18 protein-coding genes are annotated in these 21,761 nt (G+C 65.0%); 11 read left to right on the top strand and 7 right to left on the bottom strand.

Annotation, left to right across the window (positions count from 1 at the left end; all coding sequences use genetic code 11):
• Nucleotides 1–16: 16 nt before the first annotated feature.
• The gene (locus tag ACVOMB_RS10550; protein ID WP_481531127.1) at nucleotides 17–1,132 is read left to right on the top strand and encodes a CaiB/BaiF CoA transferase family protein; all 1,116 of its coding nucleotides are present in this window, start codon (nucleotides 17–19) and stop codon (nucleotides 1,130–1,132) included.
• Nucleotides 1,133–1,227: 95 nt separating this feature from the next.
• Here the strand turns inward: ACVOMB_RS10550 and ACVOMB_RS10545 are convergent, their stop codons facing one another.
• Entirely contained in the window at nucleotides 1,228–1,584 is a 357-nt protein-coding gene (locus ACVOMB_RS10545; protein ID WP_481531126.1) for a hypothetical protein, read from the bottom strand.
• A 307-nt stretch (nucleotides 1,585–1,891) separates the two neighbouring features.
• The gene (gene hrpB / locus ACVOMB_RS10540; RefSeq protein WP_481531125.1) at nucleotides 1,892–4,495 is read right to left on the bottom strand and encodes an ATP-dependent helicase HrpB; all 2,604 of its coding nucleotides are present in this window, start codon (nucleotides 4,493–4,495) and stop codon (nucleotides 1,892–1,894) included.
• A 133-nt stretch (nucleotides 4,496–4,628) separates the two neighbouring features.
• Between hrpB and ACVOMB_RS10535 the strand changes: the two genes are divergently transcribed.
• Nucleotides 4,629–5,432, top strand: coding sequence for a TatD family hydrolase (locus ACVOMB_RS10535; RefSeq protein ID WP_481531124.1), 804 nt, complete (start codon nucleotides 4,629–4,631; stop codon nucleotides 5,430–5,432).
• Here the strand turns inward: ACVOMB_RS10535 and ACVOMB_RS10530 are convergent.
• Together ACVOMB_RS10530 and ACVOMB_RS10525 are read right to left on the bottom strand one after the other, a co-directional pair.
• Nucleotides 5,421–6,791, bottom strand: a complete 1,371-nt coding sequence (locus ACVOMB_RS10530) for a sensor histidine kinase (RefSeq protein WP_481531123.1) — start codon at nucleotides 6,789–6,791, stop codon at nucleotides 5,421–5,423. The two genes, ACVOMB_RS10535 and ACVOMB_RS10530, sit on opposite strands and share 12 nt — an antisense overlap.
• On the bottom strand, nucleotides 6,788–7,462 hold the full coding sequence (locus ACVOMB_RS10525; protein WP_481531122.1) for a response regulator: 675 nt from the start codon (nucleotides 7,460–7,462) through the stop codon (nucleotides 6,788–6,790). Before ACVOMB_RS10525 ends, ACVOMB_RS10530 begins: the two co-directional genes overlap by 4 nt.
• A gap of 62 nt (nucleotides 7,463–7,524) precedes the next feature.
• Between ACVOMB_RS10525 and ACVOMB_RS10520 the strand changes: the two genes are divergently transcribed.
• The 3 genes from ACVOMB_RS10520 to ACVOMB_RS10510 are packed head-to-tail and all read left to right on the top strand — an operon-like array spanning nucleotide 7,525 to nucleotide 13,054.
• Nucleotides 7,525–8,784 (top strand): TolC family protein, encoded by a 1,260-nt coding sequence (locus tag ACVOMB_RS10520; RefSeq protein WP_481531121.1) that lies wholly within the window; start codon nucleotides 7,525–7,527, stop codon nucleotides 8,782–8,784.
• Nucleotides 8,784–9,947, top strand: coding sequence for an efflux RND transporter periplasmic adaptor subunit (locus ACVOMB_RS10515; RefSeq protein WP_481531120.1), 1,164 nt, complete (start codon nucleotides 8,784–8,786; stop codon nucleotides 9,945–9,947). Before ACVOMB_RS10520 ends, ACVOMB_RS10515 begins: the two co-directional genes overlap by 1 nt.
• Nucleotides 9,944–13,054: an efflux RND transporter permease subunit gene (locus tag ACVOMB_RS10510; RefSeq protein WP_481531119.1), complete on the top strand. Its 3,111-nt coding sequence runs from the start codon at nucleotides 9,944–9,946 to the stop codon at nucleotides 13,052–13,054. Before ACVOMB_RS10515 ends, ACVOMB_RS10510 begins: the two co-directional genes overlap by 4 nt.
• A gap of 32 nt (nucleotides 13,055–13,086) precedes the next feature.
• Here the strand turns inward: ACVOMB_RS10510 and panE are convergent, their stop codons facing one another.
• The 3 genes from panE to ACVOMB_RS10495 all read right to left on the bottom strand — a co-directional run bounded on the left by panE (nucleotide 13,087) and on the right by ACVOMB_RS10495 (nucleotide 16,007).
• Entirely contained in the window at nucleotides 13,087–14,025 is a 939-nt protein-coding gene (gene panE / locus ACVOMB_RS10505) for a 2-dehydropantoate 2-reductase (RefSeq protein WP_481531118.1), read from the bottom strand.
• Nucleotides 14,026–14,262: 237 nt separating this feature from the next.
• Nucleotides 14,263–15,057, bottom strand: a complete 795-nt coding sequence (locus tag ACVOMB_RS10500; protein WP_481531117.1) for an ABC transporter permease — start codon at nucleotides 15,055–15,057, stop codon at nucleotides 14,263–14,265.
• The gene (locus tag ACVOMB_RS10495; RefSeq protein WP_481531116.1) at nucleotides 15,054–16,007 is read right to left on the bottom strand and encodes an ABC transporter ATP-binding protein; all 954 of its coding nucleotides are present in this window, start codon (nucleotides 16,005–16,007) and stop codon (nucleotides 15,054–15,056) included. The genes ACVOMB_RS10500 and ACVOMB_RS10495 overlap by 4 nt, the downstream gene beginning before the upstream one ends.
• A 98-nt stretch (nucleotides 16,008–16,105) precedes the next feature.
• Here ACVOMB_RS10495 and ACVOMB_RS10490 point away from each other — a divergent pair, with 98 nt between their 5' ends.
• The 6 genes from ACVOMB_RS10490 (at nucleotide 16,106) to ACVOMB_RS10465 (ending at nucleotide 21,608) form a co-directional block, all read left to right on the top strand.
• Nucleotides 16,106–16,855: a ferredoxin--NADP reductase gene (locus ACVOMB_RS10490; protein WP_481531115.1), complete on the top strand. Its 750-nt coding sequence runs from the start codon at nucleotides 16,106–16,108 to the stop codon at nucleotides 16,853–16,855.
• 381 nt (nucleotides 16,856–17,236) lie between these two features.
• On the top strand, nucleotides 17,237–17,821 hold the full coding sequence (locus ACVOMB_RS10485; protein ID WP_481531114.1) for a hypothetical protein: 585 nt from the start codon (nucleotides 17,237–17,239) through the stop codon (nucleotides 17,819–17,821).
• 9 nt (nucleotides 17,822–17,830) lie between these two features.
• Complete coding sequence (locus ACVOMB_RS10480; protein WP_481531113.1) at nucleotides 17,831–18,028, top strand: helix-turn-helix transcriptional regulator; 198 nt, start codon at nucleotides 17,831–17,833, stop codon at nucleotides 18,026–18,028.
• Nucleotides 18,029–18,097: 69 nt separating this feature from the next.
• Nucleotides 18,098–19,633, top strand: coding sequence for an alpha/beta hydrolase (locus ACVOMB_RS10475; RefSeq protein ID WP_481531112.1), 1,536 nt, complete (start codon nucleotides 18,098–18,100; stop codon nucleotides 19,631–19,633).
• A gap of 29 nt (nucleotides 19,634–19,662) precedes the next feature.
• Nucleotides 19,663–20,418, top strand: coding sequence for an ABC transporter ATP-binding protein (locus tag ACVOMB_RS10470; protein WP_282271996.1), 756 nt, complete (start codon nucleotides 19,663–19,665; stop codon nucleotides 20,416–20,418).
• Entirely contained in the window at nucleotides 20,415–21,608 is a 1,194-nt protein-coding gene (locus tag ACVOMB_RS10465) for an ABC transporter permease (RefSeq protein WP_481531111.1), read from the top strand. The genes ACVOMB_RS10470 and ACVOMB_RS10465 overlap by 4 nt, the downstream gene beginning before the upstream one ends.
• Nucleotides 21,609–21,761: the final 153 nt, after the last annotated feature.

Below are 21,761 nucleotides of genomic sequence, written 5' to 3'. Positions count from 1 at the left end.
TCCAACGGAGTCGATGATGAAACTCGAAGGTGTACGCGTACTCGATCTGTCGCTGTTCCTGCCCGGCCCGCACTTGACCATGGTGATGGCCGATCACGGCGCCGAGGTGATCAAGATCGAGCCGCCCGGCGGCGAGCCGGTACGCGAGGTCGGGCTCAAGCAGGCCGGTGTATCCACCTGGTTCCGCAACACCCATCGCGGCAAGCGCTGCATCGTGCTGGATCTGAAAAGCGCCGACGGCAAAGCCGCCTTCGCCAAGCTGGTGGAGTGGGCTGATGTGGTGGTCGAAGCCTTCCGCCCCGGTGTCGCCAAGCGTCTTGGCATCGATTGCGCCAGCTGCAAGGCGATCAACCCGAAGCTGGTGTACTGCTCGATCAGCGCCTTCGGCCAGACCGGGCCCAAGCTCAATCGGCCCGCCCATGATCTGGCGATGCAGGCCGATAGTGGTGTGGTCAGTCTGAACCGCGCGCCGGATGGTACACCGGCGATGCCGCATATGCCGGTGGCCGACATGGCCGGCTCGCTGATGGCGCTCAACGGCATCCTGATGGCCTTGTTCCGCCGCGAGCGCACGGGCGAGGGCGACTACATCGATCTGTCGATGCAGGACGCGTTGATGGCGTGGTTGCCGAATGTGCTTGGCCCGCCGTTCGCACTCGGCCGCGACCCGGTGGTCAAGGAAGAACGCAGCTGGGGCGGCAATGCGCTATACAAGCTGTACCGCTGCTCCGACGATCGTTGGATCGCACTCGGCGGTGCCGAGCACAAGTTCGCCGAGAACCTGTTGAACGCGCTCGGTCGCGCCGACCTGATCCATCTCTGCCATCTGCCACCGGGCAGCGGTCAGGACCCGGTCAAGCAATTCCTGGCCGAAACCTTTGCCCGCCGCACCTTGGTGGAATGGACGCTGTTCCTGCACGATATCGACGTGTGCTGGGCACCAGTGAAGACGCTGACCGAAGCCTTCAATGATCCGCATACGCGTGCGCGCGAAATGGTCTGGACCGATGCACAGGGCGGCACCCACCTGGGCATTCCGATCAAGTTCGCCAACGAACCGGGGCGTATCAATCCGCAGCTGGATGGCATCGGCCAATCCACCGCAGCCGTATTGGCAGAACTAGGTCTCTAGCAAGCTGCAGGACCTGCTCCCTCCCTTGCGCTACGCGCAGGGGAGGGTTGGGGAAGGGGTGCTTTTGATTCAAGCACCACCCCAAAAAACCAAACTCAGGCGTCGCTGCCGATATCGCTGGTTTCATCGGTCACGCTGGCCGCATGACGGCGACGCTGGGCGATCTGCCGCGACTTGGCCTCGATGGCCTCGTTGTCGCGCTTGTTCTTGCGGTACAGCGCATAGCCAATCAGCCCCAGGCCAACAGCCGCAACGGCGACGGTAGCAGTGGGGTTGCGCTTGGCGGCGCGGGTGACGGCACGGCCGCCGGTCTTCATCGCACCAATGGCCGCGCCGGTCTTGAGCCATTCGGCTGCGCTGGAACCACCGTGCTTGATGTTGCCGCCGGCGCTGTTGACCAGTTCCAGTGCACGCTCCAGTGCCGGGCCGGTGATATCGCTGAACTTGCTCATGTGGGGACTCCATGTAGATGAGGGCCAGACCCCCATTCTTACCAGGGGGCCGTGTACGGGATGTTAGCCGGGAAGCGCCAGCCGTGGTTGTGGAAGGCTGAAGCGGGACTAACGAGCACTGCGAACGTCAAAAGCTACCCCTCCCCAACCCTCCCCTTGCCTTCGGCAAAGGGAGGGGGCGGTTCTTGGCAATCGGTCAGAGCGCAGCGCGCCGCTTTGCTCCCTCCCTTGCGCAAAGCGCAGGGGAGGGTTGGGGAGGGGTGCTTTTGCTCTCGCTTTTGCCATTGCCCCAACCCAAGCAAGCCAATCAAGTCCCCCGAGGCTTCGCCCGATGCGTCGCCGTAGCGCTCCACGGATCATCCGGCCACGGATGCCGCGGATAGCGGCCCTTCATTTCTTTCTTAACTTCGGCATAGGTGTTCTGCCAGAAATTGCGCAGGTCACCGGTCACCTGCAGCGGTTTTCCACCCGGCGACAGCAGGTGCAACAAAAGCGGCACGCGCCCATCGGCAATGCGCGGCGTATCGGCCAAGCCGAACAGTTCCTGCAGCTTCACCGCCAGCACCGGCGGGCGCGGGCTGAAGCCGTCATCATCCAGTGCGTACTCAATGCGCCGTTCCATCCCCGAAGGCACGCTGACACGGGTTGGCGCATGACGATCGACCAACTGCCGCTTGCTCCAGTCGATGCCGGACTTCAGCGCTTCGCCCAGCTCTTCCTCGGACAAGGCTTCCAGGCGCGTCTTGCCGTTGAAGGCCGGCAGCAGCCAATCATCCAGCGTCTCCAGCAAGGCGGCGTCGGAGAGATCGGGCAGTTCAAGTTCCGGCATCCAGCGGCGCAGGCCCATCACCCGCCAGCGCAACTGCTGCAGGTTCTCGGTCCACGGCAATGCGTCCAGCCCCAATTCGCGTACCGCATCTGTCAGTGCACGTGCGGCGCGCGCAGGGTCCACCTGGCCTGCCGGGCGGCTTTCCAGCACGATGCGTTCGAAGCTGCTTTCGCGGCGTGCTTCCAGTGCGCGCTTGGCGCTGTTCCAACGCACCACGTCCTGGGTCTTGAAACGGCTGGGGAAGTCGCGGCGCAGGCGCTGTTCGTCCACCGGCGCGGCACGCAGGATCAGTGCATCGCGTGGGTCGTGGCGCAGTTCGCTGATCACCAGCCACGGCTCGCCGCGTAGATCGCTGTTGTCGAACTGGCGCGCACTGCGGCCATTGGCCAGCTGGTAGCGCTGCGGATCACTCGGGTGCTGGGTGGCAATGCGGTCGGGGAAGGCATGGGCGAGCAGGTCACCGAGTTCATGCGCTTCGATATCGGCGGGCGGCGTGGCATCGCAGCGCAGGCGGCGGCGCCATTGTTTGGCGGCCGCATCAATCGCAGCCAAGCCACCGCGGTTGGCGTCGTAAGGCGCGCGGCCATTGCGGAACGCCGCCAATGCACGCCAACGCGCGGCCAGCGCATCGCCGCCCTGACGCAGCGGATCGCGTGCCTCCAACAGTGCTGCAAGGTCTGCCACCAAGGCTTGCTCGCGCGGATTGCCTGCAGACAGCAGCATGGCCGCCATGCGCGGATGCGTGCCCATCGCCAGCATGCGCTTGCCCAGCGCGGTGATGGTGTTGTCTTCGCTCAAGGCGCCCAGGCGCTGCAGCAGCTCACGTGCGGCCGACAGCGCACCGCTGGGCGGTGGATCGACGAAGCGCAGGTCGTCACTACCCCAGGCCGCCAATTCCAGCGCCAGCCCGGCCAGTTCCACCTGCGCCATTTCCGGGCGGCGCTGTGGCTCCAGCCGCTGTGACTGCGGCCACAAGCGCCACGCCCAACCGGAAGCCACGCGCCCGGCACGCCCGGCGCGCTGGTCAGCCGAGGCCTGCGAGATGGTCACCGCATCCAAGCGCGAGAAGCCGCTGTTGGGGTCGTAGCGCGGTTCGCGCGCCAGCCCGGCATCGATTACCACGCGCACGCCGGGCAAGGTGACCGAGGATTCGGCGACATTGGTGGCCAGCACAACCCGGCGGCGGCCGTCGGGATCGGGCTGCAGCACGCGGGTTTGTTGTTCTATTGGCAGCTCGCCGTGAAGGGGGAGCACGTCAAAGCTCTGCTCCTCCCCTTTCGCGGAGCGAAGGGGGAGGTTGGGAGGGGGTTGCTGTTGATCCTGGTCTAACGCCCGAAGCGACCCCTCCCCAACCCTCCCCTTGCCTGCGGCAAAGGGAGGGAGCAGAGCGGCTTGCACTCTGGCAATCTCCCGTTGCCCCGGCAGGAACACCAGTACATCACCCGGATGCTCGGCCACCGCCTGTTCCACCGCGCGCCGGGTCTGCGCTTCCAAGGCCTCGTCACGCCGCGCCGGGAAGTGGCTTACCTCCACCGGATAGCTGCGGCCTTCGCTGGACAGGCGCGGCGCATCCAGGAACTGCGCCAGCCGCTCACCATCCAACGTGGCCGACATCACCACGATGCGCAGGTCATCGCGCAGCTGCGATTGCACGTCCAGCGCCAACGCCAGCCCAAGATCGGCCGCCAGATGACGTTCGTGGAATTCATCGAACAGCAGCGCGCTCACGCCCTCAAGCAGCGGATCGTCCTGCAGCATGCGGGTCAGGATGCCCTCGGTGACCACTTCAATACGGGTACGCGCGGACACCTTGTTCTCGAAACGGATGCGGTAACCGATGGTTTCGCCAACCGGTTCGCCCAGCTGCCTGGCCATGAACGTGGCGGCACTGCGCGCAGCTACCCGGCGCGGTTCCAGCATGATGATCTTGCCGCCCTGCAGCCACGGCGCATCCAGCAGCGCCAACGGCACCTGGGTGGTCTTGCCGGCACCGGGCGGTGCTTCCAGGACCAGCCGCGTGTGTGCGGCCAGCTGCTGGAGGATGTCGGGGAGCAGCGGAGTGATGGGAAATGCTATTGCCATTGCAGCATTGTAGAAGCCGTGCGCTTCAAACGCCGCCAGAAACCCGGTTACACCGGCTCGTTCATCCTGCGAAGGGCTTGCCAGCGGCCAAACCTCTACAATTCACCCTTTCCGCCTCACCATCCCCAGCTCAATGCAACTGATCGACATCGGCGCCAATCTCACCCATGAATCCTTTGATCGCGACCTGGACGCGGTGCTGGAGCGCGCCCGCGCCGCTGGCGTGGTGCAGATGGTGATCACCGGTGCCAGCCGCGAGCATTCGCCGATGGCGCTGGATCTGGCGCGGCGTCACCCGGGTTTCCTGTACGCCACTGCCGGCGTGCATCCGCACCATGCCAGTGAATACACCGAAGAATGCGATGTGGAAATGCGCGCATTGCAGGCGCATCCGGAAGTGGTAGCGGTGGGCGAATGTGGCCTGGATTACAACCGCGATTTCTCGCCGCGTCCGGCCCAGCGCAAGGCTTTCGAGCGCCAGCTGCAGATATCCGCGGATCTCGCCGGCAAGCCGCTGTTCCTGCACCAGCGCGATGCGCATGATGATTTCATCGCGATGATGAAGAACTTCGACGGCAAGCTCGGCCCGGCGGTGGTGCATTGTTTCACCGCCGAGCGCCGCGAATTGTTCGATTACCTGGACCGCGATTGGTACATCGGTATCACCGGCTGGCTGTGCGACGAGCGCCGTGGTGCGCACCTGCGTGAGCTGGTAAAGCACATCCCGGCCGAGCGTTTGATGATCGAGACCGACGCGCCGTACCTGTTGCCGCGCACGATGCGGCCGCTGCCCAAGGACCGCCGCAACGAGCCAGCGTTCCTGTCGCATATCGTCGAAGAGCTGGCCCGCGACCGCGGCGAAGACGTGGCAGTCACCGCTGCCAACGCTACCGCCGCCACCCGCGCCTTCTTCCGCCTGCCGGCCTCAGCGGGCTGAGGCGGGGAATACCAGCGTTACCTGCGTACCACCTGTAGGTGATGCCGCAAGCGTGAGCTGGGCACCGTGCAGGCTGGCGATTTCGCTGACGATGGACAGGCCCAGCCCGCAGCCTTCGCCATCGTTTGCCAGCCGGTAGAACCGTTCCAGCACGCGTTCGCGTTCATCAGGAGGAATACCTGGGCCGTCGTCCTCCACCTGCAGGGTAAGGGGCGCGGCGGACAGGCGCAGTGTCACTTGTCCAGCGCTGCGGCCATAGCGCAGCGCGTTGTCGATCAGATTGCCGATCATTTCGCGTAGCAACTGCGCCTCGCCCTCGATCCACAGGCCCTCGTCCGGCCCTTCGTAGCCCAGGTCTGCTCCCTGCTGGATGGCGCGGTCGGCATGGCGCTCCAATGCCTGCCGGCACAGGCTGGCCAGGTCCAGCGGACGCAGCGCGAGGGCGCCGCTTCCGGCAGCATCGGAGCGGTTGAGCATCAGGATCTGATGGGTGAGGTGGTGCAGGCGGGTCAGCCCGTCCAGCACCGCATCAAGTGCGTGCCGACGGGCATTGGCATCGGTCTCGCGCAGGGCGCTGTCCAGCCGCACCTGCAGTGCAGCGAGTGGCGTGCGCAGCTGGTGGGCGGCATTGGCGACGAAGCGCTGCTGCTGTTGCTGCGCAGCGACCAGCCGCTCTATCAGCGTATTGATGGCATCCAGCGCGGGCTGCAGTTCGCGTGGACTGTCTTCATGCACGGGTAGCGGCCGCAGGTGCTGCACATCGAAAGCAACCAGTCGTTGCGTGGCGCGGTTGATGTTGCTGGCAACGGCGGTACTGCCCCAGCGCAATGCGGCAGCGGCCAGCAACAGCACCACCGCCTGCAGCGGCAGGCTGGACAGCAACATGCGGCGCTCCAGCCGATGGCGCTTGATCCGCGTTTCCGCCACACGGATCAACACCGGTCGCTGCGTGCCTGCCAGCGCGACCGCCACCTGCACCACGCGTACCGGGGCGTCATCGATGCGCGCGTCGTAGTACAGCGGCTCGCTGCTTGTTGCCAGGCTTGGCGCTGGCAGCCTGTGGTCACCGAACAGCGTGCGCTCACCGTCGATGACCTGCCCGTAGACATGATCCACGGTATCCCACTGGAACATGCGTGCAGTGGCATCGGTCATGGTGATGTCCACGTTGCCATCATGCACGTACAGCAACTGTGCCAACGACATTGCCGAGTCCCACATCCAGCGGTCGTAGACCTGCCCTGCGTAGTAGCGGGCCAGGGCGAACGATGCCACCGCGCTGGCCAGCAGCAGCAACAGCAACGGCAGCCACAGCCGGTGCAGCAGCAATGTGCGCAGGCTGGCCGGCCTGGCCTTCATTGCGCGGCTTCGATCCGATAACCCAGCCCACGCAGCATGCGGATGCCGACGCCCGCGCCTGCATCGTTGAGTTTGCGTCGCAGGCGGCTGAGATGCACCTCGATCACCGAAAGGTTGGCATCGGCATCCCAGTTGTAGATCGCATCGAACAGGCGTTGCTTTGAAACGACCCGTCCTGGCTGCTGCATCAGCATGTCGACCAGGGCCAGCTCGCGCGCAGTCAATTCCAGCGCGGTGCCGTCGTCGAGCCGCACATCGCGGACACCGGCATCGAACACCAACCGGCCGATGCTGCGCAGCTGCGCGGCGGCGCCACGGCGCCTGGCCAGGGCGCGTACCCGTGCTTCCAGTTCACCCAGTGCGAAGGGCTTGGCCAGGTAGTCATCCGCGCCCGAGTCCAGGCCACGGATGCGATCTTCCACGCCATCGCGGGCGGTGAGTATCAACACGGGGGTGTCCACGCCACGCCGTCGTAGCTGCGCCAACAGTTCCAGGCCATCGCCATCCGGCAGCCCGAGGTCGAGGATGGCCAGGTCGTAGTCCACGGTGTCGAATGCCGCCGGGGCCGAGCCGGCACGGTCCAGATGGTCGCAGGCATGGCCGTCCTGCGCCAATGCACGCAGCAGGCCTTCGGCGAGTTTCTGGTCGTCTTCGATCAGCAGGATACGCATTGCAAGGTTCACGCAAGAATCGGGCAAGTTTCCCGCAAGCCCAGCACCTTACCGTGTTGGGCATGAACGCCAAACTTCCAATTCTGCTTCTGTTGCCGCTGCTGGTGACGCCCTGCATCGCCCACGGTTTGAGCCTGCAACAAGCGGAGCTGGCGCTGCGAGGGAACAATGCAGACATCCAGGCGGCACGCATCGAACTGCGTGGCACGCAGGGCGATGCAGTGGATGCGTCACGCCGGCCGCCAGCCGAGCTGAGCCTGGGCAGCAGCAAGATCAGCAAGCAGCAAGGCATCGGTGCCGGCCGTTGGAGTGACAAGCGCGTGGACAGCACGCTGGGCCTGGGCTGGAGCTGGGAGCGCGGTGGCAAGCGCCATCTGCGCATGGAAGGCGCGCGGGAACGCGGCGATGCGGCCGAGCTGGACGTGCTCGACCAGCTGCGCGAGCAGCGTCTGGCGTTGCATGAACACTATTTCGGCTTGAAAGCTGCACAGCAGATGTTGCAGGTGGCGCAGTCCAATCGCGATGAATCCGCAAGCGCACTGACTGCGGCCGATCGCCAACTGGCTACCGGCGCCATTGCCTCCATGGAGCGTAACCGTCTGGCGGTGGAGGACATGAAAGCCCAGGCCGAGGCACGCCAGGCGCGGCAGCAGCTGTTCGAGGCGCAGACCGCACTGGGAATACTGATCGGGGATACGCGGGCACCGGAACAGTTGAGCGCCGACGACCCGTGGCCGCACCTCTACGACGCGCCGGCACCGGCGGAGAGCGTCGATCCAATGTTGCGCGCCGATCTGCAGGCGACCGCGGCGCGGTTGCGCGCGGCCGATGCCGATCGCCGTTTGGCCCGGAGCCAGCGATACCGCGATCTGCAACTCGGCGTGGAAATGGAGCGCGAACCGGCTGACATCGGTGGCGTTACCTGGGGCTTTTCGGTGAGCGTGCCGCTGACCGGTCCCAATCACCATCGCGGCCAGATACAACGCGCCGAAGCGGACTATGAGCTGGCGTTGCTGGACCTGCAGCAGGCCGAGCGTGCGGCCCGCGCCGAACTGCGCCAGGCCGCCAGCCAACTGGATGCCAACAGTACGCGCCTGCGTCACTACGAGATGCAGATCGTGCCTGCTGCGCGTCAGGCCTTGGATGGCATGGAGCTGGCGTATCGCCGCGGTGCGGCGAACCTGACCGATCTGCTCGACGCGCGCCGCACCTGGCGTGAGGCCGAGCAGGAGCGGGTACAGGCGTTGTTGGACCACGCCGTGGCGCTGGCCCGTTGGCAGGCGCTGCTTGAGCTTCCCTCTTCGCAAGGAATTCGATCCTGATGGGCTACAAGGTTTTCGCCGCGCTGTCGCATCGCGGCAGTCACGCAGTGTTGTTGGTGGGGTTGCTGGCGGGCTGTGGCCGCAACGCGGGCGAGGTACCGGCGGCAGCACCCGAGGTACGGCAGGACACCATCCGCTTCGCTGCCACCAGTCCACAACTGCGGGTGCTACGCAGTGAAGCTGCCGAAACCGTGGCCAGCAACCGCGTGCAGGTGCCGGCGCGGTTGGCGTGGGACGAATCGCGCACCAGCTACCTGCGTGCGCAGATGGCAGGCCAGGTGGCGCAGCTGGTGGTCGCGCCCGGACAGACGGTGCATGCCGGACAAACACTGGCGTGGATAAATTCGGCGGAGTTTGGCCAGTTGCAGGCCGAAGGTGTGCGCGGCGAAGCAGAGCTGCGTAAGGCGCAGCATGAACTCACACGCGTGCGTGAACTGCATGAGGCCGGGATTGCGTCAGGCCGCGAGCTGGATGAAGCCGAGACCAGTTTCGCCGCCAGCCGCGCCGAGCGCACGCGCTCCCGTACGCTTGCGCAGACGCTGGGAGGCCAGGGAAGCATCGACCAACGGCTGCCACTGCGCACGCCGGTCGATGGTGTACTGGTGGAGCGCAACATCAGCCCTGGCATGAATGTAACGGCCGACAGCGAGCGGCCGCTGGCGGTGGTCAGCGACCCGGACCGCCTGTGGTTGCTGCTGGACATTCCCGAGCACCTTGCCATGCAGGTCCACGAAGGCGCGCAGGTCGACATCGATGATGGCAGTGGGCAGCCGCAGCCACTGGTGCTTGCGCATGTGGCCGACTACGTGGACAGCCAGACACGGGTGGTGCAGGCGCGTGCGGAGGTGGACAACCATGGGCGTCGCTTCAAGGCTGGGCAATACCTGCATGCCTCGCTGGCGCTGCCGGTGCGGCCGGGTGTATCGGTGCCGGTCGCCGCGGTGCTGCTGATCGACAACCGCAACATGGTGTTCGTCGATGAGGGGCAGGGGCGCTACCGTCGCCAGCCGGTCGTCAGCGAGGATATCGGCGCCGGCCGCAGCTGGATTCGTGAGGGCCTGCAAGCTGGTCAGCGCGTGGTGGTGGACGGCGGCCTGCTGCTGCAGCAGTTGCTCGACCAGCCACGTGCCAACGCCAATGGTGCTGCGGGTACGGCGCCATGATTGATCGTCTGGTTTCATGGTGCATGCGCCAGCCGGTGATGGTGATGCTGGCGCTGGTACTGTTCATTGGTGCGGCACTCGTCGCCTTCCGCGAATTGCCGGTGGAAGCATTCCCGGACGTTTCCGATACCCAGGTCACGGTGGTGGCCCTGCATCCCGGGCGCGCCGCCGAGGAAGTCGAACGCGAGGTGACAATGCCACTGGAAGTGGCGCTGTCGGGTATCCCACATTCGGTGCGGGTGTTCTCGCACACCCAGTTCGGCCTGTCGATGGTGATCCTGACCTTCGATGACGGCGCCGATGACTATTTCGCCCGTGCGCAGGTACTGGAGCGCTTGCAGGACGTGGAGCTGCCCGAGGGTGTGCATCCAGGCATCGAACCGATGAGTTCGGCGGTGGGCGAGATCTACCGCTATGTGCTGCGTGGCGATCACCTGAGCTCGACCGAGCTGCGCACGCTGCAGGAGTGGGTGATGGCGCGGCAGTTGCGTACGGTGCCGGGGGTGGCCGACGTGATCGGCTTCGGCGGCTGGTTGCGCAGCTTCCAGGTGCAGCCGGACCTGGGCCGCCTGCGTGATCGTGGGGTCAGCCTGGAGGACTTCGCCAAGGCCCTGCAGGATGGCAGTTCCAACGCCGGCGGCGGCTATGTCGAAAAGGGCCAGCAACAGTATCTTATCCGTGGTGTTGGCTTGTTGCGGTCGGCCGAGGACATCGCGCGGATCGTCGTTGCCGAGCGCGATGGTGCGCCCATCCTGGTACGCGACCTGGCCAGCGTTGCCGATACCGGCCTGCCCCGACAGGGACTGGTTGGCCAGGACGGCAATGACGATGCGGTCTTTGGCATGGTGTTGATGCGCAAGGGCGAGAATCCCTCCAAGGTGCTGGATGCATTGCACGCCCGCATCGCCCAGATCGAGGCGACCGGGCAGTTGCCGCCGGGGGTGAGCATTGAACCGTTCTACGACCGCTCCTGGTTGGTGTCGACCACGTTGCGCACTGTGTTCGGCAACCTGGTGGAAGGTGCGGTGCTGGTGTTTCTAGTGCTGTGGCTGTTCCTGTACAACCCGCGTGCGGCATTGATCGTGGCGGCGATGATGCCACTGGCGATGCTGTCCACTTTCCTGGGCCTGCGCCTGTGGGGCGTGCCAGCCAACCTGCTATCGCTGGGAGCGATGGACTTCGGCATCATCATCGACGGCGCGGTGATCGTCACCGAGCACATCGTGGCGCGCTTGGCACTGTTGCCACCCGGTAGCGACCGTCGGATCAAGTTCGATACGGTGCTGTCGGCGACGCGTGAGGTCGGGCGGCCCACCTTCTTCTCGATGCTGATCATCATCGCCGCGCATATCCCGATCTTCACCCTGCAGCGGCACGAAGGGCGCATGTTCGCGCCGATGGCGTACTCGGTGACATCAGCCTTGATTGGCGCCCTGCTGTTGGCGCTGACCGTAGTGCCGTTGCTGTGCTACTGGTGGCTGGGTCGAGGCCGACCACCGCGTGCCGACAATCCGCTGATGCGGCGCCTGGGCGGTTGGTACCGACCGGTGCTGGAGCGGGCGCTGGCGCGGCCGAAGGCGGTGGCCTTGAGTGCGTTGGCGATACTGGCGGTGACGCTTGCACTCGGCACACGCTTGGGCAGCGAGTTCCTGCCGGAGCTGGATGAGGGATCGATCTGGTTGACTGCCACGCTCGACCCCAGCGTCAGCCTGAGCGAGGCGCAGTCGCAGTCGCGGCGCATCCGTGCGCTGGTCGGGTCGATGCCGGAGGTTTCCACCGTGGTGGCCAAGCTTGGGCGGCCGGAGGATGGCTCCGATGCCAAGGGTGCCAACCAGATCGAGGCGCTGGTGGCACTCAAGCCGGAGAAGCAATGGCCTGCAGGCATCACCAAGGCACGACTGGTGGCGCAGATGCAGCGCATGCTTGAAGAGCGCATTCCCGGGCCGGAGTTCTCGATCTCGCAGCCGGTACGCGACAACATCCTGGAGAGCATTTCCCAGATCAAGGGTCAGATCGTCATCAAGATCAGCGGCGATGATCTGGAGCTGCTCAACGAACATGCCCAGCAGGTATTGGCGCAGGTGCGCGACGTCGAGGGCGTGGAGAGCGCTTTCATCGATCGCGATGGCACGCTGCCGCAGCTGCGCATCGAGATCGACCGTGAACGTGCTGCGCGCTACGGCCTGAGCATCAAGGCGATCGATGAGGTGATCGAGACCGCGCTGGGCGGTCGTGAGGTCGGCGAGCTGTGGCAGGGCGAGCGTCGCTTCCCGGTGACGCTGCGGCTGGCGGATGCGGACCGTGAACTGCAACGGCTGCGCCTGCTGCCGGTGGATATCGGCGAAGGGCGGACTGTAACGCTGGGTGACGTGGCCGACTTCGGCATGGCGAACGGCGCGATCAACATCTCCCGTGACAATGGCCAACGGGTGAAGGCGATCAGCATCTTCATCGCTGGGCGTGACATGGGCAGTGTGGTGGCCGACATGCGCGCACGTGTGGATGCATCCCTGCGCTTGCCACAGGGGTATGCGGTCAGCTGGTCGGGCGAATTCGAGAACCAGCAACGGGCCATGCAGCGATTGGCGTGGGTGGTGCCGCTGTCGGTGCTGATCATCTTCGTGCTGTTGTTCGATGCGTTCAAGGATTTCACCAGCGCGGGCCTGATCCTGGCCAACGTGCCGTTCGCGTTGATCGGCGGCATCCTGGCGCTGCTGCTGACCGGGATACCGCTGTCGGTATCGGCGGCGATCGGCTTCATCGCCCTGTTTGGCCAGGCGGTGCTGAACGGGGTGGTGATGTTGAGTCGCTTCGGCCAGCTGCGCGAGCAGGGCATGTCGTTGTACGACTCGGTGGTGCAGGGTTCGCTGCAGCGCTTGCGGACCGTGTTGATGACGGCGCTGCTGGCGATGTTCGGCCTGTTGCCGATGGCGACCTCGCACGCAATCGGTGCCGAGACCCAGAAGCCGCTGGCGGTGGTGGTGATCGGTGGGCTGATCTCGGCGATGCTGCTGACCTTGGTGGTCCTGCCTGCGTTGTACTACTGGGTGCATCGCCGTCGTGAACAACGCCAGCAGCGTGCGCTGGCGTCGGCACCAGAGGCATGATGCCGACGCGTCGCAGTCGCATCCGTACCGGCTCAGCGCTGCAGCTGCGCCTGGTAGGCCTGCAGGTGGCAATGGGCTGCCTGCAGCAACGGTGCCTGCTGGCCGACGGCCAGTGCACGCTGCAACATATCGCCCACGATATGTGCCGCTTCCACGCGTTGGCCGGCTTCCAGATCGCGCAGCATCGAGGCTTTGATCGGCGAGCCGGGCTTGGTGAGTGCACCTAGCGCGATGTCCTGCGCCTTCGCTGGAATTGGCTGGCCGGCCTGCGCGGCGACTGCCAGGCATTCGGCGTACAGGGCCTGCATGAAGGCGGTGCCATGGTCGCTGGCAACGATGGTGCCGACGTCGGCGCGCATCAGGCAGGTGCCGGCGGCCAGCGCGGTGAGGAAGGTGTACTTGATCCACTGCTCCTGGGCGATATCGGCCGAGGCGACATGATCAATGCCGGCTTGTTCGCAGGCTTTGACCAGTGCGCTTACGCGTGCGCTGTCAGCAGCACCATCGCGCTCGCCGAAGGTCAGCTTGGCCGGCTTGTCCAGATGCAGCACCGCCCCGTCCTCGGCCTTGGTCGCGCTGATGAAGCACAGCCCGCCGAGTACGTGATCACGCCCGAAACGTGCATCCAGCGCAGCGTAATGACGCAGGCCATTGAGAATCGGCAGCACGCTGGTATTTGCGCCCACTGCTGGCGCGATGGCATCGATCGAGCTGTCCAGGTCATAGGCCTTGCAGCTGAGGATGACCAGATCGAATGGCTGTTCCTTGGCCAGTTGTGGCAGTGCGTCGGCAGTGACGTGGGCGACCGGGAATGCCGCATCGCCGAGCGGGCTGCGGATCACCAGACCATCGCGATCGAGCTGGGCTGCGCGGTTGGCCCGCACCAGGAAGGTGACATCAACGCCGGCCTGGGCCAGCCGACCACCAAAGTAACCACCGGTACCGCCGGCACCGAGAATCAGGATGCGCATCAGCGTGGATATCCATCGACAAAGGGGAGTGGGAACATCATAGGTGTTCGGGAGTGTTGTAGGAGCGGCGTCAGCCGCGAAGCTGGTGCCAACGCCGGTGGCAGTGAAATGGAGAGAACAGAGGCTGTGGAGAATGCGATTGCGAAGACCCAGCGGTGCTGATGGTTCACCAGCTTCGCGGCTTACACCGCTCCCACAAAAGCCAGAACAAAAAAAGGCGCCTTTCGGCGCCTTTTCTCAGCTGCGCAGGCCTACGCCTCGCCGCAGCAGCCACAGTGCCAGCGTGGTGAGCGCGACAACAAAGCCCAGCATCAATGCATACGACACCCACAACGGCACGTCGCTGCTGCCGAGCAGGCCATAACGGAACGCATTGACCATGTAGAAGATCGGGTTGGCATGGGTCATCGCCTGCGCCCAGCCCGGCAACAAGGTCACCGAATAGAACACGCCGCCCAGGTAGGTCAGCGGGGTCAGGATGAAGGTCGGCACGATCGCCACGTCATCGAACTTCTTGGCGTAGACGGCATTGATGAAGCCGGCCAGCGAGAAGATCGTTGCGCCCAGCAGCACCGTGGTCAGCGTCACCAGCGGGTGCGGGATGCGCACGGGGGTGAAGAACATGGCGATGATCAGCACGATCACACCGACCATCAAGCCGCGCAACACCGCGCCGGCCACATAGCCGCCGAGGATCACCCAGTTCGGCATCGGGCTGACCAGCAGTTCTTCGATATGACGGCCGAACTTGGCGCCGAAGAACGAAGAACTGATGTTGCCGTAGCTGTTCTGGATCACGCTCATCATCACCAGGCCCGGCACGATGAATTGCATGTAGCTGTAGCCGCCCATCTGCCCGATCTTGGAGCCGATCAGGCCGCCGAAGATCAGGAAGTACAGGGTCATGGTGATGGCCGGCGGGACCAGGGTCTGGCCCCAGATGCGCAGGATGCGGTTGACCTCGCGACGAACGATGGTGCCCAGCGCCACCCAGTTGCGGCTGCTGTCGGTCACGGGAACGGGGGTACTCATGCTGCGCTGTTCTCCAGGTTGCCGGTGAGCCGCACGAACAGCTCCTCCAGGCGGTTGCTCTTGGTACGCATCGAACGCACGCGGATGCCGGCGGCATTCAATGCGTCGAAAACACGGTTCAGATCCATCGCGCGCGGCATGTCCAGATCCAGCGTGTGCGCGTTGCTGGCGGTCAGCACGGCACCTTCGATCTGTGGCAGCTGCGCGGGCAGGTCACCGTCGATATCGAACAGGAAGCCTTCCACATCGAGCTTGGCCAGCAGGTCGCGCATCGGCCCCTGCTCGACGATCTGGCCATGGTTGATGATGGCCAGGTTGCGGCACAGCTGCTCGGCCTCTTCCAGATAGTGCGTGGTGAGGATGATGGTGGTGCCGGCGGCGTTGATTTCCTGCAGCGTCTTCCACATGTCGCGGCGGATCTCGATATCCACGCCAGCGGTGGGCTCGTCGAGGATCAGCAGACGCGGCCGGGTCATCATCGCGCGGGCGATCATCAGCCGGCGCTTCATGCCGCCGGACAGGGTGCGGCTCATCATCTGCGCCTTGTTCCACAGGTGCGCGCGCTTGAGTTCTTCCTCGGCGCGGACCTCGGCCTCGGCACGCGGAATCCCGTAGAAGCCGGCGTAGTTCACCAGGATGTCGAAGGGCTTCTCGAACAGGTTGAAGTTGATCTCCTGCGGTACCAGCCCGATCAGGCGCATGGTGGCGCTGCGCTCGGCCACCAGGTCGCTGCCGAACACCTGTACCTGGCCTTCGCTCAGGTTCACCAGTGAAGAAACGATGCCGATCAGGGTCGACTTGCCGGCGCCGTTGGGGCCGAGCAGGGCGAAAAAGTCGCCCGGCGCGACGTCCAGCGACACCCCTTTCAGGGCCTGGACGCCGTTGTCATAGGTCTTGCGCAGGTCGGTGATGCGCAGCGCAGCTGTGCTGTTTTGGGTACGGGAGTCCAATCTCGGGCCTTCGCGCCGGGTACAGGCGTCGGATAAGTGCAGGCGGCTATTATAGGAGGCCCCGTGGTCCATACCCGGTTACACACTGTTCCCCTCCTGTGCCAATCCAATTCCCCCTCAAGCTGGTCGGCCGCCACATGCTGGCGCCCAGCATCGGCCATTACCAGTTCGTCCGTGACGACGGCCAGCCGCTGGATTTCCTGCCCGGTCAGTTCATTCAGATCCACTTCGACTACGCCGATGGCACCGCGACCAAGCGCAGCTACTCGCTGGCCACCATCCACGACCACGCGCTGGGTCCGGGCGATGCGGTGGAAATTGCAGTCAGCTTTGTCCCCGGCGGCGCCGCCACGGCCCTGTTCGAGGGCATGGAACTGGGCGACCACGTCAGCGGCAGCGGCCCGTTCGGCCGTTTCTGCCTGCAGCCGGGTGACCACAATGCCCGCTATGTGCTGATCGCCACCGGTACCGGCGTCACCCCGTACCGCTCGATGCTGCCGCAGCTGCACACGGCCATGGTCGAGCGCGGTGTGGAGGTGGTGCTGTTGCAGGGCGCGCGGACCCCGGAAGAACTACTGTACAGCGACGACTTCTACGCCTTCGCCGCGGCCAACCCGGGGTTCCGCTACATGCCCTGCCTGTCGCGCGAACTGCCGGAAAACCCGCACGCCGATGTCCGCAAGGGTTATGTGCAGCAGCAGCTGGCTGAGATCGCCCCGGACCCGGCCCGCGATATCGTCTACCTGTGCGGCAACCCGGACATGGTCGATACCTGCGTGGAAGTGCTGAAGCAAGCAGGTCTGCCGATGCCGCAGATCCGCCGCGAGAAGTACGTCAGCAGCAAGTGATGCTTGGCGACTGCAGCGCAGTCGTCCCTGCTGGTGAGCCGGCCGGTCTGGTCTCGGCTTGGTTTCGATCCGCATAAAGGCGCGACGCTTTCGTTCGCGCCTTTCTTCGTTGTGGATGCATCTTTCCCACGCTGGGCGGGGCAGGGCGGGTCAGCGTACTGGTCGTTTCCATCTGTAAAGGCTACTTGACAGGCTGGCTGGCTCCGTCGCAGGATGTGTCAAGCGTGCTTTACAGGAGTTGGCCATGCGTCATTGCAGCTGTCTTGTCTGTTCCGCGGCAACGGACTCCGTTGCCAGCCGGTGTGCTGTCAATCGGCGTGCTGTCAGCCGGTTTGTTGCCCTAGCGCCAAGCCTGCAGACGCTGTTGCAGGGGACGGGACGATGAGCCGCAATCAATCGACGGTCGGCATGTTGATTGTCGCCGCAGTATTCGCCCTCGTCGCTTCCGCCGTGCTGCTGTGGCAGCCAATGGGCGCGCAGCCGCAGCTCACCGGCATCCTGTTTGGTATCGCCCTGGGCCTGGTATTGGCAGCACTGCTGCGTCGGTTGATGCCCGATGGCTGCGATGCCGCGCCGGCCAAGCTGCGCAAACGCTATACCCGCGAGGTGATGCTGGCCATGGCTGGCTACGTGGTGCTGCTGGTGCTGTCGATCCTGCTGCTGAAGCGGGTCGAAGACGGTCTGCTGCGGGCTTTGATCGCGCTGTTGCCGGTACCGCCGATGATGCTGGTGCTGCGGGCGATGATCCGCTACATCCGCGATACCGATGAGCTGCAGCAGCGTATCGAGCTGGAGGCAGTGAGTTTCGCCACGGCATTCATTTCGCTGCTGTATCTGACAGGGGGCTTTCTGCAGTCGGCCAAGGTCATCGATGTGCCGTCCAACGTGGCGATGATCTGGGTGTTTCCCTTGGTATGCCTGTCGTACGGGCTGGCCAAGGTCGTGGTCGCACGGCGTTACCACTGAGCTGGGGCGATGGATAACCGATTGCGCGAGCTGCGCGAAGCCAAGGGCTGGTCGCAAGGGGAGTTGGCCGAGAGGCTCGAAGTCTCCCGGCAGACCATCAATGCGCTGGAGACCGGCAAGTACGATCCCAGCCTGCCGCTGGCGTTCCGGATTGCGCGCCTGTTTGAAAGCCGTATTGAAGAAATTTTCTTTCCTGATGTCACATAGCTGCCGCGCCCGCGTCTGGATGCAGGTAGACCCGTTTATTTCCTTCAACCGTGAGGGGCTGTTCCGATGATGTCCCGCAAGACCCAAACCATCCTCGCCTTGGCCGTGATCGCCGGCATCGTTGGTTACCGCCTGGTGCGGTCAACCGATACGCCTGCGCCAGCACCTGCTGCGGCCGGAGCCACTACTGTAACGGCCGTGGCCGGCAAGCCGCAGACGCTGGGCAGCTTGAACTTCCAACCCTGCAGCCTGAGCTCGGCCGGCAGCCGCGACAGCCTGGAAGCGCAATGCACCACGCTGGAAGTGCCCGAAGACCGGACAAACCCGCAAGGCCGCAAGATCAGTTTGAACATCGCCTGGGTCGCCCCGGAGAAGGAAAGCGATCTGCAGCCAGACCCGGTGTTCTTCCTGGCCGGTGGCCCGGGCCAGGCCGCGGTCGCCACTTATCCGCAGGTGGATGCCGCATTTGCCGAGGTGCGCAAGCACCGCAACGTGATCCTGGTGGACCAGCGCGGCACCGGTAAATCCAATCTGCTGGCCTGCGATACGCCGGACGATGCCGATTTCAGCACGGCCTCGATGGTCGCAGCGGCGCAGAGCTGCGCAACCGAGCTGGCAAAGAAGGCCGACCTGCGCTTCTACACCACCACCGAGGCGGTGGCGGATCTGGATGCGGTGCGCCAGGCCATCGGTGCGACGCAGATCAATCTGGTCGGCGTCAGCTACGGCACCCGCGTGGCCCAGCAGTACGCCATGCGCCATCCGCAGGCCACCCGCAGCATCGTGCTCGACTCGGTGGTGCCGAACAGCCTGCAGCTGGGCAATATCTTCGCGCGCAATCTGGATGACGCCTTGGCGCTGCAGTTCGCCCAATGCACCAAGACCGCATCGTGCAAGGACAAGCTGGGTGATCCACGTGCCGAGCTGGACACGCTGCTGGCCAAGCTGCGCGCGCAGCCGGTGATGGTGCAATACCGCGACGCCAGCACCGGCGAACAGCAGCAGGGCGAGCTGCGTGCGGAAACCGTGGCCGGGCTGGTACGCATGTATGCCTACATGCCGGCTGCCGGTGCGCTGCTGCCCAAGCTCATCCATGAAGCCAATGGCGGCCGCTACGACAACCTGATGGCGCTGACGCAGATGCTGCAGGGCGAGATGAAGGATGCCATGGCGATGGGCATGCAGCTGTCGGTGGTGTGCAGCGAAGACAAGGAAAGCATGGTCGCCAACAGCGCCGACGAGAACACCGTGCTCGGCAACCAGATGGCCGAAGCCATGGGCGCGATGTGCGCCAGCTGGCCCAAGGGCACGGTACCAGCCGACTTCCACAAGCCGCTGGCCGGCAAGCTGCCGACGCTGGTGCTGGAAGGCGAGTTCGATCCGGTGACGCCGCCGCGCTATGGCGAAGAAGTGGTCAAGCATCTGGATAACGCGCGCCTGTTCGTGCTGCGTGGCCAGGGCCACAACGTCATCGGTGCTGGCTGCATGCCCAAGCTGTTCGCGCAGTTCATCGAAAAGACCGACCCGAAGGCGCTCGACGGTGCCTGCCTGGAAAAACTCAACTACGTGCCGCCGTTCACCAGCTTCAATGGCTGGGAACCGTGACATCACCGCATCACTGAGGATTAGCTTCCATGATCGTTGCAGAACGACTCCGCAAGACCTTCCCCGGCAGGGGCAAGGACAAGACGCCAGTGATTGCCGTGGATGACGTGGGCTTCACCGCCCACGACGGCCAGATCACTGGCCTGCTCGGCCCCAATGGTGCCGGCAAGACCACCACGCTGCGCATGCTGTACACGCTGATGACGCCGGAAAGCGGCCGCGTGCTGGTCGATGGCATCGATGCCGCGGTCGACCCCAACGCGGTGCGTCGCAGCCTCGGCGTGTTGCCGGATGCGCGCGGTGTGTACAAGCGCCTCACAGCCCGCGAGAACATCGATTACTTCGGTGAACTGCACGGCATGAGCTCGGCCGCCATCGTCGAGCGCACCGCGCGCCTGGCCAAGGCGCTGCAGATGGAGGACTTCCTCGATCGTGCCACCGAAGGTTTCAGCCAGGGCCAGCGCACCAAGACCGCGATTGCCCGCGCGCTGATCCACGACCCGCGCAATGTGATCCTCGACGAGCCGACCAATGGCCTGGACGTGATGACCACCCGTGGCCTGCGTGGCTTCCTCAAGGAACTGCGTGAGGAAGGCCGCTGCGTGATCTTCTCAAGCCACATCATGCAGGAGGTCGCCGCGCTGTGTGACCGCATCGTGATCGTCGCGCAGGGCAGGGTGGTTGCCCAAGGCACGCCGGATGAACTGCGCGAGCAGGCCCACGAGAGCAACCTGGAAGACGCGTTCGTGAAACTGATCGGCAGCGAGGAGGGCCTGCACGCATGAGCCAGACTGGATATTTCCGCGCCATCTTCACGGTGATGCGCAAAGAGCTGCGCGACTTCGCCCGCGATCGCCGCACCTTCCTGTTGACCCTGCTGACAGCACCGTTGCTGTACCCGTTGCTGTTCCTGGGCATGAACAAGCTCACCAACCTGCGCGCCGAGACGCAGTTGGAGAAGGACTTGAGCATCCCGGTGGTGGGCATCGCCCGTGCGCCGAACCTGGTCGCCTTCCTGGCCAGCCGCGGCATCAATGCCACCGAGGCACCGGCCGACTACGAAGCACTGATCCGCAGCCAGCGCGAAGACCTGGCCTTGGTGATCGACGAGAACTTCGCTGCCGACTGGCAGGCTGGCAAGCCAGCCAAGGTGGAAATCGTCGCTGATACCACGCGCCGTACCGGCGACGTGCAGATCGCCCGCGTGCGCAATGTGCTGACTGCCTACGGGCAATCGGTGGGCGCCTTGCGCCTGCTGGCACGCGGCGTCAATCCGGCGGTGGCCGCACCGGTCAATGTCGGCACTCGTGATCTGGCCACGGCCGAGGCCAAGCGCGGCATCTTCCTGTCGGTGGTGCTGCCACTGGTACTGATGTTGTTCGCCTTCATCGGCGGCTCGCATCTGGCAATGGACACCACCGCCGGTGAGCGTGAGCGGCAATCGCTTGAGCCCTTGCTGGCCACGCCGGCAGCACGCGGCGCCTTGGTCAGCGGCAAGATGCTGGCAGCGGTGTTGCTGGGCCTGGCGTCGATGCTGCTGATCCTGATTTCGTTCAAGGTCAGCGCCAGCATTGGTGGTGGCGCGGCGCGCTCGCTGGACGTGAGCTTCGCGGCGATGGGCAAGCTGCTGGTGATCCTGCTGCCGCTGGTGCTGATCGGCACCGCGCTGCTGACCTGCCTGTCGGCCAGCTCCAAGAGCATGAAGGAAGCACAGAGCCATATGGTCTGGTTGATGTTGCTGCCGATGCTGCCGGGCTACGCCTTGATGGCCTACCCGCTGAAGGACACCCAGCTGTGGCAGTACGCGGTGCCGTTCCTGTCGCAGAACCAGATGCTGGTGAAAGTGACCCGCGGCGAGATGCCGTCGGCCACCCAATGGGCGGTGTATCTGGCCGCGTCGGTGTTGCTGGCAGTGCTGCTGTGGGCGGTAGCCGTGTGGCGTTACCGCCAGGAACGTCTGGCAATCTCCAGCTGATAGGGCGTCTCCTGTAGTGGGGGGGGGGGGGGGGGGGGGGGGGGGGGGGCGGGGGGGGTGGGGGGGGGGGGGGGGGGGGGGGGGGGGGGGGGGGGGGGGGGGGGCGGGGGGGGGGGGGGGGGGGGGGGGGGGGGGGGGGGGGGGGGGGGGGGG

Source organism: Stenotrophomonas sp. STEN018 (assembly GCF_056760235.1).
The sequence above is the reverse complement of the archived record's forward strand: the minus strand, read 5'-3'. Positions and strand labels throughout refer to the sequence as shown.

Coding starts and splice junctions, on each gene's coding strand:
- ACVOMB_RS10500 (WP_481531117.1), bottom strand. CDS start 15,057: ATGAGTACCCCCGTTCCCGTGACCGACAGCAGCCGCAACTGGGTGGCG.
- ACVOMB_RS10530 (WP_481531123.1), bottom strand. CDS start 6,791: ATGAAGGCCAGGCCGGCCAGCCTGCGCACATTGCTGCTGCACCGGCTG.
- ACVOMB_RS10515 (WP_481531120.1), top strand. CDS start 8,784: ATGGGCTACAAGGTTTTCGCCGCGCTGTCGCATCGCGGCAGTCACGCA.
- panE (WP_481531118.1), bottom strand. CDS start 14,025: ATGCGCATCCTGATTCTCGGTGCCGGCGGTACCGGTGGTTACTTTGGT.
- ACVOMB_RS10545 (WP_481531126.1), bottom strand. CDS start 1,584: ATGAGCAAGTTCAGCGATATCACCGGCCCGGCACTGGAGCGTGCACTG.
- ACVOMB_RS10520 (WP_481531121.1), top strand. CDS start 7,525: ATGAACGCCAAACTTCCAATTCTGCTTCTGTTGCCGCTGCTGGTGACG.
- ACVOMB_RS10510 (WP_481531119.1), top strand. CDS start 9,944: ATGATTGATCGTCTGGTTTCATGGTGCATGCGCCAGCCGGTGATGGTG.
- ACVOMB_RS10475 (WP_481531112.1), top strand. CDS start 18,098: ATGTCCCGCAAGACCCAAACCATCCTCGCCTTGGCCGTGATCGCCGGC.
- ACVOMB_RS10535 (WP_481531124.1), top strand. CDS start 4,629: ATGCAACTGATCGACATCGGCGCCAATCTCACCCATGAATCCTTTGAT.
- ACVOMB_RS10525 (WP_481531122.1), bottom strand. CDS start 7,462: ATGCGTATCCTGCTGATCGAAGACGACCAGAAACTCGCCGAAGGCCTG.
- hrpB (WP_481531125.1), bottom strand. CDS start 4,495: ATGGCAATAGCATTTCCCATCACTCCGCTGCTCCCCGACATCCTCCAG.
- ACVOMB_RS10485 (WP_481531114.1), top strand. CDS start 17,237: ATGAGCCGCAATCAATCGACGGTCGGCATGTTGATTGTCGCCGCAGTA.
- ACVOMB_RS10480 (WP_481531113.1), top strand. CDS start 17,831: ATGGATAACCGATTGCGCGAGCTGCGCGAAGCCAAGGGCTGGTCGCAA.
- ACVOMB_RS10550 (WP_481531127.1), top strand. CDS start 17: ATGAAACTCGAAGGTGTACGCGTACTCGATCTGTCGCTGTTCCTGCCC.
- ACVOMB_RS10470 (WP_282271996.1), top strand. CDS start 19,663: ATGATCGTTGCAGAACGACTCCGCAAGACCTTCCCCGGCAGGGGCAAG.
- ACVOMB_RS10465 (WP_481531111.1), top strand. CDS start 20,415: ATGAGCCAGACTGGATATTTCCGCGCCATCTTCACGGTGATGCGCAAA.